The organism is Pseudomonas sp. PKS (genome assembly GCF_051913525.1).
GTDB classification, from domain to species: Bacteria; Pseudomonadota; Gammaproteobacteria; order Pseudomonadales; family Pseudomonadaceae; genus Aquipseudomonas; species Aquipseudomonas guariconensis_D.
Window position 1 is genome coordinate 1 of the sequence record NZ_JBEGDO010000011.1, and the last position, 14,469, is coordinate 14,469.

The 14,469-nt window shown below is 63.8% G+C and carries 12 protein-coding genes and 1 pseudogene; all 13 read right to left on the reverse strand.

The window, feature by feature from the left end; all coding sequences use genetic code 11:
- Positions 1-57: 57 nt before the first annotated feature.
- A complete protein-coding gene (locus ABOA88_RS13195) occupies positions 58-942 on the reverse strand; it encodes a methyl-accepting chemotaxis protein (RefSeq protein WP_390483973.1) in 885 nt (294 codons plus the stop codon).
- Positions 916-1,656: pseudogene (locus ABOA88_RS13200) on the reverse strand (HAMP domain-containing protein); the annotation flags it as partial. The pseudogene ABOA88_RS13200 and the gene ABOA88_RS13195, both read right to left, overlap by 27 nt.
- Before the next feature lie 534 nt (positions 1,657-2,190).
- On the reverse strand, positions 2,191-3,483 hold the full coding sequence (locus ABOA88_RS13205) for an adenylosuccinate synthase (RefSeq protein ID WP_013974430.1): 1,293 nt from the start codon (positions 3,481-3,483) through the stop codon (positions 2,191-2,193).
- A gap of 56 nt (positions 3,484-3,539) precedes the next feature.
- Positions 3,540-4,727 carry an ATP phosphoribosyltransferase regulatory subunit gene (locus ABOA88_RS13210; protein WP_043211975.1) on the reverse strand — a complete coding sequence of 396 codons (1,188 nt, stop codon included), beginning with the start codon at positions 4,725-4,727 and terminating at the stop codon, positions 3,540-3,542.
- A 290-nt stretch (positions 4,728-5,017) separates the two neighbouring features.
- Positions 5,018-5,887: a protease modulator HflC gene (gene hflC, locus ABOA88_RS13215; protein ID WP_196169278.1), complete on the reverse strand. Its 870-nt coding sequence runs from the start codon at positions 5,885-5,887 to the stop codon at positions 5,018-5,020.
- Positions 5,887-7,068 (reverse strand): FtsH protease activity modulator HflK, encoded by a 1,182-nt coding sequence (hflK, locus tag ABOA88_RS13220; protein WP_196169279.1) that lies wholly within the window; start codon positions 7,066-7,068, stop codon positions 5,887-5,889. The genes hflC and hflK overlap by 1 nt, the downstream gene beginning before the upstream one ends.
- A 96-nt stretch (positions 7,069-7,164) precedes the next feature.
- The gene (gene hflX, locus ABOA88_RS13225; RefSeq protein ID WP_043211980.1) at positions 7,165-8,466 is read right to left on the reverse strand and encodes a ribosome rescue GTPase HflX; all 1,302 of its coding nucleotides are present in this window, start codon (positions 8,464-8,466) and stop codon (positions 7,165-7,167) included.
- A gap of 12 nt (positions 8,467-8,478) precedes the next feature.
- On the reverse strand, positions 8,479-8,739 hold the full coding sequence (hfq, locus tag ABOA88_RS13230) for an RNA chaperone Hfq (protein ID WP_003258160.1): 261 nt from the start codon (positions 8,737-8,739) through the stop codon (positions 8,479-8,481).
- 94 nt (positions 8,740-8,833) lie between these two features.
- On the reverse strand, positions 8,834-9,805 hold the full coding sequence (gene miaA / locus ABOA88_RS13235; protein WP_196169280.1) for a tRNA (adenosine(37)-N6)-dimethylallyltransferase MiaA: 972 nt from the start codon (positions 9,803-9,805) through the stop codon (positions 8,834-8,836).
- 1 nt (position 9,806) lies between these two features.
- A complete protein-coding gene (gene mutL, locus ABOA88_RS13240; protein ID WP_367851637.1) occupies positions 9,807-11,705 on the reverse strand; it encodes a DNA mismatch repair endonuclease MutL in 1,899 nt (632 codons plus the stop codon).
- Positions 11,702-13,141 (reverse strand): N-acetylmuramoyl-L-alanine amidase, encoded by a 1,440-nt coding sequence (locus ABOA88_RS13245; protein WP_196169282.1) that lies wholly within the window; start codon positions 13,139-13,141, stop codon positions 11,702-11,704. The genes mutL and ABOA88_RS13245 overlap by 4 nt, the downstream gene beginning before the upstream one ends.
- Positions 13,142-13,615: a tRNA (adenosine(37)-N6)-threonylcarbamoyltransferase complex ATPase subunit type 1 TsaE gene (tsaE, locus tag ABOA88_RS13250; RefSeq protein WP_043211984.1), complete on the reverse strand. Its 474-nt coding sequence runs from the start codon at positions 13,613-13,615 to the stop codon at positions 13,142-13,144.
- On the reverse strand, positions 13,603-14,463 hold the full coding sequence (locus tag ABOA88_RS13255; RefSeq protein WP_367851636.1) for an NAD(P)H-hydrate dehydratase: 861 nt from the start codon (positions 14,461-14,463) through the stop codon (positions 13,603-13,605). Before ABOA88_RS13255 ends, tsaE begins: the two co-directional genes overlap by 13 nt.
- Positions 14,464-14,469 lie beyond the last annotated feature (6 nt).

Below are 14,469 nucleotides of genomic sequence, written 5' to 3' on the forward strand. Positions count from 1 at the left end.
CACACCAAAGGTCCGGCAGGGCAACAGTTGCCCAGTCACAACCCCCAACGATCTTTTTCAGGCGCGGAACTGCCCCAGGCTCGCCCGCAACTGTGCCGCCAGATCATCCAGCACCTTGCTGCTGGCCGTGGTCTGCATCACCACCTCTGCCGAACGCTCAGCCTGGGCATGGATATTCTCCACTCGTCCGCGCACAGCCTGCGCCCCGTGAGCCTGCTGTTCAGCCGCCCGGGTCGCAAGACCGATGGCCGAGTGCACCTGCTCCACCGCTGCCTGCACCGACTGCTGACGACGCTCGTTGTCACGCAGCACCAGCAACCCCTCGCTGGCCTGGCGGCCCGCCTGGCTGATGGTGGCCACCGCCTCCTTGGCTCCGGCCTGCAAGGCGGCGATATGCGCCTGGATATCGCCCGTGGAGCTCTGGGTCTTGCTTGCCAGGGCGCGCACCTCATCGGCGACCACGGCAAAGCCGCGCCCCGTCTCTCCGGCCCGGGCAGCCTCGATGGCAGCGTTGAGCGCCAGCAGGTTGGTTTGCTCGGCGATGCCGTGGATCACGGTCAACACCACTTCGATCTGCTCGCTCTGCTTGGCCAGACGCTCGATTACCTGAGACCCCGTCTCCACCTCCCCGGCCAGGTTCTCGATCAAACGCGCCAGCTGGGTGGACGCGCGACTGTTCTCGTCAGTGGCCTGGCGGATATCCACCACTTGCTGCAAGGCCGCTTGCATGGCTTGGCTTTCGGCCTGGGCCTCGTCTGCCATGCTCGAAAGATCACGCAGGCTGGCGGCGACCTCGTCACGCTGCAACGCAGCGGCTGCGTCCGCGCCCGCGTTGCGCTGAGCCATGGTGTCGATTTCCACACCCGTACGCTGAGCCACTTCGCCAGCCTCGCGGACAATGGGTTGCAGCTTGTCGACGAAGCGATTGACCGCCGAGGCCATGTCACCGATCTCGTCACGGCTGTCGAGGGTCACCCGCTTGGTCAGATCGCCCTCGCCCGCCGCCAGGTCGTTCAGCGCCCCAATCAGCAAGCGCAGCTTGTTGACCACACGCCGCCCCAGCACCACGGCCACCACCAACAGCACGCCCAAGCCCACTAGCACCAGGCCCAGACCGATCCGCCAGCGCAGCTCGGCAGCGGCATCGCGCACGGTTTGCGCGGTGTTGGCCTGCATGGCGGTGGCGCTGTTCTGTGCGGTCTCGAGACGCGACCGCAGGGCCTTGCCACTGTCGGCGGCGGCCGCGACGAGGCTATCGCCCACCAGTTGCTCGCCGCTGGCGATCAAGGCGGCAAAGCGCTGGTCCAGCGCCTTGAGCTCCTGCTCCACGCCGGCAGTGGACACGCCCATCAGCACCTTGCCGATCTCGGCGCCATTGGGGTTGATGGACGCCTCGACGTAGTACACCGAAGGGTCCTTGCGCGCGGCATCGAGCACCTTGTCCAGTGCACGCTCGCCCTGCCCGCGCTCGATCAGCGTCTGGTTGATGGGATTTTGCCGGTTCAGGTAGCGGGTCAGGTGTTGGCCTTGGGCGTCGTCATAGATGACAAACAGCACGTTGGGATTACGCTGAGCGCGACGCGCAAAGTCCGAAAGCGTCGGCACGTCGTTGTCCCAGATGGCGCGCGGCGCAACAGAGGCCAATAGCTCGGCCATGTCGTTGGCCGAGTCTTTGAGGTTCTTCTCCAGTGTGGCGCGCAGTTGCTGCTGCTCGCCCTGCAGCCGCTCGGAAAGGCCGGCGCTCAAACGCTGACGAGTGCTGGCCGAGAGGCTGTCGAGCCCGGCGCGGACATCCTGCCCGGCCTGCTCCAGTTCACCGGCCAGTTTCTGACTGTCGCTGCCCAGGCGTGCACCCAAATCGGCTTCCAAGGCCGTGACCGTGCTCCGCGTCAGTGCAACGGCAACCAGCACCTGCACCAGAAGAGCGATACCAAGTGCAACAAACACTGGCCGCAAGAGGCGGCTTCGTAACAGTGAAAGAATGGCAGACACGTTGTAACTCCCGTGTTTTCTGGCGCCATTACTTTGATGGCACCGACAGGAGTTTCATACAGCAAGGGTTGTGCCCGACGCAGCAGGGATAAACGCCAATGTCTGGCGCTGGGCAAGGCATTTCTGCATGGCGCTCAAATGAAAACGCCGCACCTCCTTGCGGGGGCGCGGCGTTCGATCAACTGCCGAAGCAGTTGATCAGGCGAACGGATGACGCAGTACGATGGTCTCGTTGCGGTCCGGGCCAGTCGAGATGATGTCGATTGGGGCGCCGATCAGCTCTTCGATGCGCTTGATGTAGGCGCGGGCGTTGGCCGGCAGTTCTTCCAGGGTTTTCACGCCCAGGGTCGACTCGCTCCAGCCTGGCATCTCTTCGTACACCGGCTCCAGGCCGATGTAGCTGTCAGCGTCGGAAGGCGCGTCGATGACCGCACCGTTCTCGTTCTTGTAGCCAACACAGATGTTGATGGTTTCCAGGCCGTCCAGCACGTCCAGCTTGGTCAGGCAGATGCCCGAGATGCTGTTGACGTCGATGGCGCGACGCAGGATCACGGCATCGAACCAACCGCAGCGGCGAGCACGACCGGTGGTGGAGCCGAACTCATGGCCGCGCTTGGCCAGGGTGGCGCCGGTCTCGTCGAACAGCTCGGTCGGGAACGGGCCGGAACCCACGCGGGTGGTGTAGGCCTTGGTGATGCCGAGGATGTAGTCCAGGTACATCGGGCCAACGCCGGAACCCGTGGAGATACCGCCAGCGGTGGTGTTGGAGCTGGTGACGTACGGGTAGGTGCCGTGGTCGATATCCAGCAGCGAGCCTTGGGCGCCTTCGAACATGATGTCCTTGCCGGCGCGACGCAGGTTGTGCAGCTCGGCGGTAACGTCGAGCATCATCGGCTTGAGCTGCTCGGCGTAGGCCATGCACTCGTCCAGGGTCTGCTGGAAGTCGATCGCCGGCTCTTTGTAGTAATTCACCAGCTGGAAGTTGTGGTAATCCAGCAGCTCACCGAGCTTGGCGGCAAAACGCTCGCGGTGGAACAGATCGCCAACGCGCAGGCCGCGACGAGCGACCTTGTCTTCGTAGGCTGGGCCGATACCACGGCCAGTGGTGCCGATCTTGGCTTCGCCACGCGCCTTTTCACGGGCCTGGTCGAGGGCCACATGGTAGGACAGGATCAGCGGAGCAGCCGGGCTGATGCGCAGGCGCTCGCGCACCGGTACACCCTTCTCTTCCAGCTTGGTGATTTCACGCATCAAGGCATCCGGAGCCACGACCACGCCGTTGCCGATCAGGCACTGCACGCCTTCACGCAGGATGCCGGAAGGAATCAGGTGCAGAACGGTCTTCTCACCGTTGATCACCAGGGTGTGACCCGCGTTGTGGCCACCCTGGTAGCGCACTACGGCGGCAGCATGTTCGGTCAGCAGATCGACGATCTTGCCTTTGCCCTCATCACCCCACTGGGTGCCCAGGACGACGACATTCTTACCCATAACACTTGTCCTCATTCACGCAAACTTGGTTGCCGGCCCACGGCCGACGAAGAATCTCAATGGGTCAGCGGCAGTACCTGCCAGCGCCCGTCTTGCTGAATCAATTGCCGATCACAATCCGCCTCGAGAGCAGCACTCAACGGCTGTCCAGGCAGAGCCTGGACCACACGCTGGCCCTCGTTGCGCAACTGGCAGACCATCTGCCAGAGGGCCGTGTCACCGCTGTCGGGCATCCAGATCCCGCCAGAAGGCAATACGACCTCCGCTCGCCCCAGTGTGACCAGGGTCTTCAAATCCGTGGAGAAACCGGTGGCCGGGCGTGCCCGGCCGAAATCGGCACCGATGTCGTCGTAGCGTCCTCCCTGGGCGATCGACTGACCGACACCAGGAACGAACACGGCGAACACCACGCCGGTGTGATAGTGGTAACCGCGCAGCTCGCCCAGGTCGAAGTACAGCGGCAAGTCTGGATAACGCGCCGCCAGGCGATCGGCGATCGCCAGCAGATCGTCAAGCGCCGCCAGCACGCTGGCTGGCGCGCGACCCAGGCGGACACGGGCCTCGGCCAGTACTTCACGACCACCGCACAGCTCGGTCAGGGCGCGCAGCATGTTGCCCAGATCCTTCGGCAGGTCGGCGGTCAGGGCCTGCACTTCATCGACGGCCTTGCGCTGCAGGGCGTCGAACAACTGCTGCTCGACCGCCCCGGACAAGCCGGCGGCACGGGCCAGGCCACGGTAGATGCCCACATGGCCGAGGTCCATGTGCACATCGGCGACATCGGTCAGTTGCAACGTGGCGAGCATCAGACTGATGACCTCGACGTCACTGGTGGGGCTGGCATCGCCGTACAACTCGGCACCGAGCTGAATGGGGCTGCGCGAAGTGGACAGCGCACGGGGTTGAGCGTGCAGAACGCTACCGGCATAGCACAGGCGGCTCGGTCCTTCGCGTCGCAAGGTGTGGGCGTCGATGCGCGCCACCTGCGGGGTGAAGTCGGCGCGGAAGCCCATCAGGCGACCGGACTGCGGGTCGACCACCTTGAAGGTGCGCTGGTCCAGGTCCTGGCCGGCACCGGTGAGCAGCGATTCCAGGTACTCGATATGCGGGGTGACGACCAGCTCGTAACCCCAACTCTGGAACAGGTCCAACACCTGGCGACGCGCGATCTCGATGCGCGCAGCCTCAGGCGGCAGTACTTCCTCGATGCCATCTGGCAGCAGCCAGCGGTCTACCGTTGCCATTACGCCATTTCCCCTCTGGTCCGGGCGGCTTGCCTGCTGGCGAGCCGTCAGTAAAGCAGGCATTGGCGCACAGCAGCGGGCAGCACTGATCCCAGCGCTACCACCGTACCCAATACCCTCGAATAGCCTTGCGACCTGACCAATTCGTCAACCGACGCGTTGCCGATCAACCTTGCAGACGCAAAAAAGCCGGGAATTTCCCGGCTGACTCATCATACACCCCTTTTCCTTCAGGATGCACCCCGCTTGGCATTTTAGCTGCCGGGCGGGGCGCGCCCTTCAGGAGAGACTCAAGGCTTGCTCTTGTCCAGGAAGCGGAAGAACTCGTTCTTCGGATCGAGGACCAGCACGTCGCTCTTGCTGGAGAAGCTCTCGCGGTAAGCCTGCAGGCTACGGTAGAACGCGTAGAAGTCCGGATCCTGGTTGTAGGCCTTGGCATAAATGGCGGCCGCCTGGGCGTCGCCGTCACCACGGGTCTCTTCTGCTTCACGATAGGCCTCGGCCAGCAGCACACGACGCTGACGGTCGGCATCGGCACGGATACCTTCGGCCAGTTCGTTACCCTTGGCGCGGTGCTCACGGGCCTCACGCTCACGTTCGGTGCTCATGCGGTCGAACACGCTGCGGTTGACTTCTTTCGGCAGGTCGATGGCCTTGACGCGCACGTCGACGACCTCGATACCCAGCTCCTTGCTGGCCATGCGATTCAGCGAAGCGGTGATGTCGGCCATCAACGCGTCACGCTCACCGGAGACCACTTCATGCAGGGTGCGCTTACCGAACTGGTCACGCAGGCCACTTTCCAGACGACGGGACAGACGCTCATCGGCGATCTGCTTTAGGCCCGACGTCGCGGTATAGAAGCGCTCAGCGTCCTTGACGCGCCATTTGGCGTAAGCATCGACCATCACCGCTTTCTTCTCGAGGGTCAGGAAGCGCTGGGTCGGTGCATCCAGGGTCATCAGACGGGCGTCGAACTTGCGCACCTGGTTGACGTAGGGGACCTTCACATGCAGGCCTGGCTGGACATCCGCCTGGACCACGCGGCCGAATTGCAGCAATACCGCACGCTCGGTCTGGGACACGATGTAGAAGCTGTTCCAGGCCACGATGGCCAGCACCACGGCGGCGATCAGGGCGATCAGCGATTTATTGCTCATCAGCGGCTCTCCCTAGAACGCAGCGATTGTTGCTGCTGTTGCATTTCCTGCGCCGCGCGCGCGGCCGCATCGTTGGCCGACGCCGGTACAGTGCTGACCGGTGCAGCCGAATGGCGGCTGCCTTCGACCATTTTGTCCAGAGGCAGGTAGAGCAGGTTGTTCTGCCCATCCTTGCTGGTCACCAGGACCTTGCTCGAGTTGCTGTAGACCTCCTGCATGGTCTCCAGGTACAGGCGCTGACGGGTCACGTCCGGTGCCTTGCGGTACTCGGCAACCAACTTGCTGAAGCGATCGGCCTCACCCTTGGCGCGGGCGATCACTTCATCGCGGTAGCCGTTGGCATCTTCGATGATGCGCTGGGCCTGACCACGGGCCTCCGGCACCACGCCGTTGGCGTAGGACTCGGCCTGGTTGCGTGCACGCTGCTCGTCCTCGCGGGCACGGATCACGTCGTCGAAGGCTTCCTGGACTTCACGTGGGGCTGCCGCGCTCTGCACGTTGACCTGGGTGACGGTGATACCGGTGCGGTAGTTGTCGAGGAAGCGCTGTAGGCGCTCACGGATATCGACGGCCATCTGCTCACGGCCTTCGGTCAACACCTGGTCCATCGAGGTGGAACCCACCACATGGCGCAGGGCGCTTTCGGTCGCGTGCTGCAGACTGACCTCCGGCTGGTCGACGTTGAGCACGAAGTCCTGCAGGTTGGTGATTTTGTACTGCACGGTCAGCGGCACCTCGACGATGTTCTCGTCCTCGGTGAGCATCTGACCCTGCTTGGTGTAGGCCCGCTCGCGGGTCACGTTCTCAAGGTACTTACGGTCGATGGGCGGGAAATAGATATTCAAGCCCGGGCCGACAGTCTCGTAGTACTTGCCAAAGCGCAGCACCACAGCCTGTTCCTGTTCGTCCACGACGTACACGGCGCTGTACAGCCAGATGGCCGCCAGCACGGCCAGGCCGATGCCCAGCAGGCCCAGACCGCCACCTTTGCCAACATTGCGGTCACCACCGCCACCGCGTTTCTTGCCGCTGCCGAACATGCCGTTGAGGCTGTCCTGCAGCTTGCGGAAGGCCTCGTCCAGATCCGGTGGACCTTTCTTGTCGCCACCACCACCGCCGCCACGACGGCCGCCCCAGGGATCCTGATTGTTCGAGTTGCCACCCGGCTCATTCCAAGCCATAGCGCTCTCCATCTGATAAAGCAAAGACGCGCCCACGGCGCGCCGTCCAATGCTACAGAATGCCTGTCACGGTCGCCCGGCGACCTCGACGGGCATTTATTGCAAAGTGTGTTGCTCGATGAAAAGTTCAGGCTCCATGCCCTCGCGACTGACCAGGCGATTGAGCTCCACCCGGGGCAATCGCACGCTCAGCAGGCTGCGACCTTCTTCATCGTGCTCTTCGCCTTGCACCGCGCCTAGAGCGAAGAATTGCGCGCGCAAGCGGGCAAGTCGCTGTTCCAGACGCAGGGTTCCGACATACAGATCATCCCCCAGCAACTCGGCAATCGCCTGGCCAACCAGTTCCAGGCCACGTCCATCACGTGCCGATACCCAGACCCGCTGCGGTTTGCCGTCGGCATCTCGCTGGATCTGCGGCTCGACATCTTCGAGCAGGTCGAGTTTGTTATAGACCTCGAGGATCGGCAAGCCTTCAGCGCCGATCTCGCCCAGCACCGCCAGCACCTGCTCGATCTGCTCCATGCGCTCGGGCTCATGAGCGTCGATGACGTGCAGCAGCAGGTCGGAGTTACTCGATTCTTCGAGCGTAGCCCGAAATGCCTCGACGAGCTTGTGCGGCAGGTGGCGGATGAACCCCACGGTGTCGGCCAGCACGATCGGCCCCAGGTCCGCGAGTTCGAGTCGACGCAAGGTCGGATCGAGGGTCGCGAACAACTGATCGGCGGCGTAGACGTCGGAGGTGGTCAAGGCGTTGAACAGCGTTGACTTGCCAGCGTTGGTATAGCCCACCAGCGAAACGGACGGGATATCCGCACGTTTGCGGCCGCGCCTGGCCTGTTCGCGCTGACTGCGCACCTTCTCCAGACGCGCCTTGATCTGCCGCAGGCGGACCCGCAACAGGCGGCGGTCGGTTTCCAGTTGGGTCTCACCCGGGCCGCGCAGGCCGATACCGCCCTTCTGCCGCTCCAGGTGGGTCCAACCGCGTACCAGCCGCGTGCTCATATGCTCGAGCTGGGCCAGTTCGACCTGCAGCTTGCCCTCATGGGTGCGCGCCCGCTGGGCGAAGATGTCAAGGATCAGCCCGGTACGGTCGAGCACACGACACTCGAAGACGCGTTCGAGGTTGCGCTCCTGGCTGGGCGTGAGGGTGTGATTGAATATCACCAGATCGACCTGTTCGGCGTGGACCAGATCGCGCAGTTCCTCGACCTTGCCACTGCCAATCAGGTACTTGGCTGTAGGCTGGTGCCGGGCCACCGTGGCCAGCGAAACGATCTCCGCTCCGGCCGACAGCGCCAGTTCCTGAAACTCCTGCGGGTCTTCGCGCGCCTCAGGGTTCTGACCTTCCAAGTGAACGAGCAACGCTCGCTCACCACCACCGTGGCGCTCAAAGAACAATGCAGGCTCCTATCAGGCGTTGCCTGGCTCGCTGTCGCCGTGTTCGGAATCGGACGGGCTTGGCAGGCGAACCGGACGGGCAGGAACCACGGTCGAAATGGCGTGCTTGTAGACCATCTGGCTGACGGTGTTCTTCAGCAGCACTACGAATTGGTCGAAGGATTCGATCGAGCCCTGCAGCTTGATACCGTTTACCAGGTAAATGGAAACCGGGACCTTTTCTTTTCTCAAGGTGTTCAAGTAAGGGTCTTGTAGCGAATGCCCTTTTGACATATGCCGCACTCCTGTAAGGATCAATAGTAAAAAAACAATAAAATCGGTAATTCAAGCCATTCTAATCGCAAGAATAGACGGCAATTGCAGGGACTCAGCTCAATATGGAGATGGCCCCCAGGTATTTCAAGGTGCGGGACAGATTGTCGCAGGCCAGGCTGTCGAGCCACTCTACGCCGGACCAACCACGTAACCAGGTGAATTGCCGCTTGGCCAATTGGCGAGTGGCAATGATACCGCGTTCACGCATTTCTTCGGCTGTCAGCTTGCCGTCCAGGTAGTCCCAGACCTGCCGATACCCCACTGCCCGTATAGACGGCAGCCCTGCGTGCAAGTCACTTCTGGCGCGCAGTGCTCGGACCTCGTCGACGAACCCCTGTTCCAGCATTTGCGAAAATCGTAGCGCAATTCGCTGATGCAAAATGTGACGATCTGTAGGAGCAATCGCCAAACTGGCGACAGTATAGGGCAAATGGCCGCCCGCGCCTGCGTCTGAGCCGCGACTTTCCGCGTATTGACGTTGTCGGTGCGCGGTCATGCTTTCGCCGCTCACCCGATAGACTTCCAGGGCGCGGATCAGTCGCTGCGGGTCGTTGGGATGGATGCGCGCCGCCGACTCCGGGTCCACCTCGGCCAGTTGCCGGTGCAACGCGGCCAGGCCCAAGTCCCGCGCCTGGGCTTCGAGCTCGGCGCGTACGGTAGCATCTGCGGCGGGCATGTCCGCCAAGCCATCGACCAATGCCTTGTAATAGAGCATGGTGCCGCCCACCAGCAAAGGGATCTTGCCCCGGGCGGTGATCTCAGCCATCGCTTCCAGCGCATCGGTGCAAAACTGCGCCGCCGAATAGCTCTCGGCCGGGTCGAGAATGTCGATCAGCCGATGGGGGTGTGCGGCCAGCACATCCTTGGAGGGCTTGGCGGTGCCAATGTCCATGCCGCGATAGACCAGCGCCGAATCGACACTGATCAGCTCACAGGGCAGCACTTTGGTCAGCTCGATGGCAAGGTCGGTCTTGCCGGCCGCCGTCGGGCCCATGAGGAATATCGCTGGGGGCTTGCCGCTCATGTCATCGACCGCGCAGGAAAAGTTTGTCCAGATCATCCAACCCAAGCTGTGTCCAGGTCGGCCGACCGTGGTTGCACTGGCCGCTGCGCTCGGTATTCTCCATGTCACGCAGCAGCGCGTTCATCTCGGGGATGGCCAGGCGGCGGTTGGCACGCACCGCGCCATGACAAGCCATGGTACCGAGCAGCTCGTTGAGGTGCGCCTGGATACGATCACTGGTGCCGTACTCCATGAGATCCGCGAGCACGTCCTGGACCAGCCGGTTGGCCTCGGCCTGCTTGAGCAAGGCAGGAATCTGTCGGATCGCCAGGGTTTCTGGGCCCAGGCGCTGCAGTTCGAAGCCCAGGCGCTGGAACCATTGGGCATGCTCCTCGGCGCAATCAGCCTCGCGCTGGCTCAGGGCCAGCGACTCGGGCACCAGCAGCGGCTGACCACTCAGCCCTTCACTGGCCATTGCCACCTTGAGGCGTTCGTACATGATGCGCTCATGGGCGGCATGCATGTCCACCAGCACTAGGCCAACGGCGTTCTCGGCCAGGATGTAGATGCCTTTGAGCTGGGCCAGGGCAAAGCCCAGCGGCGGTACATCGCCCTGGCTTTGCGGCAGCGCCACCGGGGCAGGGACGCCGCCCTCCAGCGGGGCGAAGAACTCACGATAGACAGCCTGCGCTTCGGCAACCGGCACAGGCTGCGAGGGGCGCGGGGTGTATTGGTACTGATAACCCGAACCACCGCCACCGGCGAACGACTGCCGCGGCTCGGCCTGAGGCTGCTCCAGCACTGGCGAGGCCAGGCGCATCTCGCCCTGGGGCCCGAACTCACCGGCCTGTAGACCACTGGGACGTACGATCTCGGTAGCCGCAGCCGGCGCAGCGAGCTGGTCTTCCGGACGCACGTCCGCCAGGGCACGGTGCAGGGTGCCATACAGAAAATCGTGGACCATGCGCCCTTCACGAAAGCGCACTTCATGCTTGGTGGGGTGCACGTTGACGTCAACCCCGTTCGGTTCGAGTTCAAGGAACAATACGAACGTCGGGTGGCGACCATTGAACAGTACATCGCGGTAGGCCTGACGAACCGCGTGCGCCACCAGCTTGTCACGCACGGCGCGACCGTTGACGAAGAAATACTGCAGGTCGGCCTGGCTGCGCGAAAACGTCGGCAGCCCCACCCAGCCCCACAATCGCAGGCCATTGCGCTCGACATCGATCGGCATGGCCTGCTCGAGGAAGCCCGGACCGCAGATCGTTCCGACCCGCCGCGCCCGGGTCAGCTCATCGGGCGCCTCGTGCAGGCTGAGGATGCTCTTGCCGTTATGGCGCAAGTGGAAGCCGACATCGAAGCGGGCCAAAGCCAGACGACGGACAACTTCCTGCAGGTGATCGAACTCGGTCTTCTCCGACTTGAGGAACTTGCGCCGGGCCGGGGTATTGAAGAACAAGTCACGCACCTCGACCGAGGTGCCGACAGGGTGCGCGGCAGGCTGCACACGCGGCGTCATGTCACGCCCCTCTGTCTCTACCTGCCAGGCTTCGCCAGCGCCGGCGGTGCGCGAGGTGAGCGTCAGGCGCGCCACCGAACTGATCGACGCCAGGGCCTCGCCGCGAAAGCCCAGGCTGAGCACGCCTTCGAGGTCTTCCAGTTCGCGAATCTTGCTGGTGGCATGGCGCGCCAAGGCCAGCGGCAGATCATCAGGCGCGATGCCGCCACCGTCATCCCGCACGCGCAGCAGCTTCACTCCGCCCTGTTCGACCTCCACATCGATACGTCGAGCACCGGAGTCCAGGCTGTTCTCCAGCAGCTCCTTGGCCACCGAAGCCGGGCGCTCGACCACCTCGCCTGCGGCGATCTGGTTGGCCAGCCGAGGGCTGAGCAACTGGATGCGCGAACCACCACTCATTGCTGGGCAGCCAGGGTAGTGCCAGGGATGTCGAGGTGCTGGCCGACCTTCAGCTCATCGCTCTTGAGGCTGTTGGTGGTCCGCAGGCTAGCCACGCTGACCTGATAGCGCACAGCGATCATGGCCAAGGTCTCACCGGGGCGCACGGTATGCTCGCGCGGCCCTTGGGCAATCTTGCCGCTGTCGCGCAGCCACGCGATGTACGTCCCCGGTGGGGGGCTTTGCTGGAAGTACTGACGCACACCAGTGTGGATCGAGCGAGCCAAGGCCTGCTGGTGGCTCGTGGTCGCCAGCTTGGCGGCTTCGTTGGCATTAGAGATGAACCCGGTTTCCACCAGGATCGACGGAATATCCGGGGATTTCAGAACCATGAACCCAGCCTGCTCCACGCGGCGCTTGTGCAGCGGGGTAATGCGCCCCATGTTGCCCAGCACCTTCTGCCCCACATCGAGACTGGAGCTGAGCGTGGCGGTCATGGACAGGTCCAGCAGCACGCCCGCGAGCATGCGGTCCTTGTCGTCGAGGCTGACATTGCCGGCGCCCCCGATCAGGTCGGAGCGGTTTTCCGTATCGGCCAGCCAGCGCGCAGTCTCGGAGGTTGCGCCCCGATCGGACAACGCGAACACCGATGCACCGAAAGCGGCCTTGGACGGCGCGGCATCGGCATGGATGGAAATGAACAGATCGGCGCCCTTCTTGCGCGCGATCTCGGTGCGCTTGCGCAACGGGATGAAGTAATCGCCCGTTCGAGTCAGCTCGGCGCGATAGCCGCGCTCGGTGTTGATCTGGCGCTGCAGCTCGCGGGCAATCTGCAGGACGATGTCTTTTTCATGCTGGCCACGCGAGCCCGATGCACCCGGGTCCTCGCCGCCATGTCCGGCGTCGATGGCGACGACGATGTCGCGCTTGCCACTCGGTACCGGCGGCAATTTGATAGCCGGCTGGGCAGGCGTCACCGGCACGGCCGGGGCGGTAGCGGGTGTCTGCGCGGGCGGCGGGGTCGGGGTAGTGGCGGCAACGGCGTCGGCCTCCTGGTCGTACAGGTCGACCACCAGGCGGTTGCCATACTGGGCGTTGGGCGCCAGGGTGAAGCTCTTGGGCGTCACGGCCTTTTTCAGGTCGACGACCACGCGCAGATCAGTGGGCGTGCGCTGGGCGGAACGCACACTGTTGATCGGTGTATTGGAGGTGGCGACATTCAGCGCCCCCCCCAAGGTGGCGCCGTTGATGTCGATGACCAGGCGGTCCGGCGCGGTCAGGGTAAAGACGCTGTGCTGCACAGGGCCGGATAGGTCGAAGACCAGCCGTGTGTTATCCGGTGCGCGCCACAGACGCATGCTCTTGACTTGTGTGACGGCCAGAGCGTCAACGGTCACCGCTGTCAGCAGCAGCCCAACGACGGCGACCAGTGCGCGTATGCGCATACCTAACCCCATTTACTGTTTGAATTCTGTGGCCAGGGCGGCGCACCAGGCCTCACCGCGAGCCCCCTGCGGTGAAAGGAGAAGCGAGCGTCCACTCGCTTGCGGGCTTATGGTAATGGTCAGGTCGGGCTTTGGCAAAACGCCCGCACCCTTTTGTGGCCATTCGAACAGGCACAGCGGGTCTCCTTCGAAATAGTCACGGATCCCCATGAACTCCAGCTCTTCCGGATCGACCAGACGGTACAGGTCGAAATGGAAGGCGCGCACATCGCCAATCTCGTAGGGCTCGACCACGGTGAAGGTCGGGCTTTTGACTGCCCCGGTATGGCCCAGGCCGCGGATCAGCCCGCGCGAAAGCGTGGTCTTGCCGGCGCCCAGGTCGCCTTCGAGAAAGATCACGCCATGACCGCCGGTCACTTCGGCCAAGCGCGCACCAAATGCGACGGTGGCCGGTTCGTCGGCCAGAAACAGGGTTATGCCAGACACGCTGAATGCTCCTCCAACAACTCACGAATGACCGGAACCAGATCACTGGCCGCCAAGCCTCTTCCCTTCACACCCAAGCGCTCCCCCGCACAGGCGTGCAACCACACGCCCAGGCAAGCGGCCGACCACGCGTCCATGCCTTGGGCCAGCAAGGCGGCCAGCACACCGGTCAGCACATCGCCCAGGCCCGCGCCCGCCATGGCCGGATGGCCACGCTCGCACAGCGCCAACTGCCCGTCCGGGCCCGCCACCAAGGTACCGGCGCCCTTGAGCACACAGACACTGGCATGCTTGCGAGCAAGCTTGCGGGCCGCTCCCGGGCGATCGGCCTGAACCGCTTCGGTGGAAATACCCAGCATGCGCGCCGCCTCCCCTGGATGCGGAGTTAGGATGCTGCCGCTGTGCAAGGCCAGGGGTCTGTGCGCCAGTTGATTCAACGCATCGGCGTCCCAAACCTGCGGCACAGGCGCGTTGGCCGCCGCCGACAACAGGCTGCGGCCCCAAGCCGCCTGGCCCAGCCCAGGGCCGACCACCAGCACCGAGGCACGCTCGAGCACGCCCATCAACTGGTTGGCCGAACTCACGCTGAGCCACATGGTTTCGGGCAGACGCGCAAGACCCGCAGCGACGTGCTCGGGGCGTGTCGCCACGCTCACGAGGCCAGCACCACAGCGCAGGGCCGCCTCGGCACTGAGCATCACCGCTCCGCCGGTGCCCAGGTCGCCCCCGACCACCAGCACATGACCGAAGTCGCCCTTGTGGGCGTCGGCGCGGCGCGGTGGCAGGTGCGCAGTAGTCAGGCTGCTCAGCAGCTGGGGGGCATTACCGGGGTGTTTGGTCTGAGGCATGGGGTC

Coding starts and splice junctions, on each gene's coding strand:
- ABOA88_RS13195 (WP_390483973.1), bottom strand. CDS start 942: ATGGCCTCGGCGGTCAATCGCTTCGTCGACAAGCTGCAACCCATTGTC.
- ABOA88_RS13205 (WP_013974430.1), bottom strand. CDS start 3,483: ATGGGTAAGAATGTCGTCGTCCTGGGCACCCAGTGGGGTGATGAGGGC.
- ABOA88_RS13210 (WP_043211975.1), bottom strand. CDS start 4,727: ATGGCAACGGTAGACCGCTGGCTGCTGCCAGATGGCATCGAGGAAGTA.
- hflC (WP_196169278.1), bottom strand. CDS start 5,887: ATGAGCAATAAATCGCTGATCGCCCTGATCGCCGCCGTGGTGCTGGCC.
- hflK (WP_196169279.1), bottom strand. CDS start 7,068: ATGGCTTGGAATGAGCCGGGTGGCAACTCGAACAATCAGGATCCCTGG.
- hfq (WP_003258160.1), bottom strand. CDS start 8,739: ATGTCAAAAGGGCATTCGCTACAAGACCCTTACTTGAACACCTTGAGA.
- miaA (WP_196169280.1), bottom strand. CDS start 9,805: ATGAGCGGCAAGCCCCCAGCGATATTCCTCATGGGCCCGACGGCGGCC.
- mutL (WP_367851637.1), bottom strand. CDS start 11,705: ATGAGTGGTGGTTCGCGCATCCAGTTGCTCAGCCCTCGGCTGGCCAAC.
- ABOA88_RS13245 (WP_196169282.1), bottom strand. CDS start 13,141: ATGGGGTTAGGTATGCGCATACGCGCACTGGTCGCCGTCGTTGGGCTG.
- ABOA88_RS13255 (WP_367851636.1), bottom strand. CDS start 14,463: ATGCCTCAGACCAAACACCCCGGTAATGCCCCCCAGCTGCTGAGCAGC.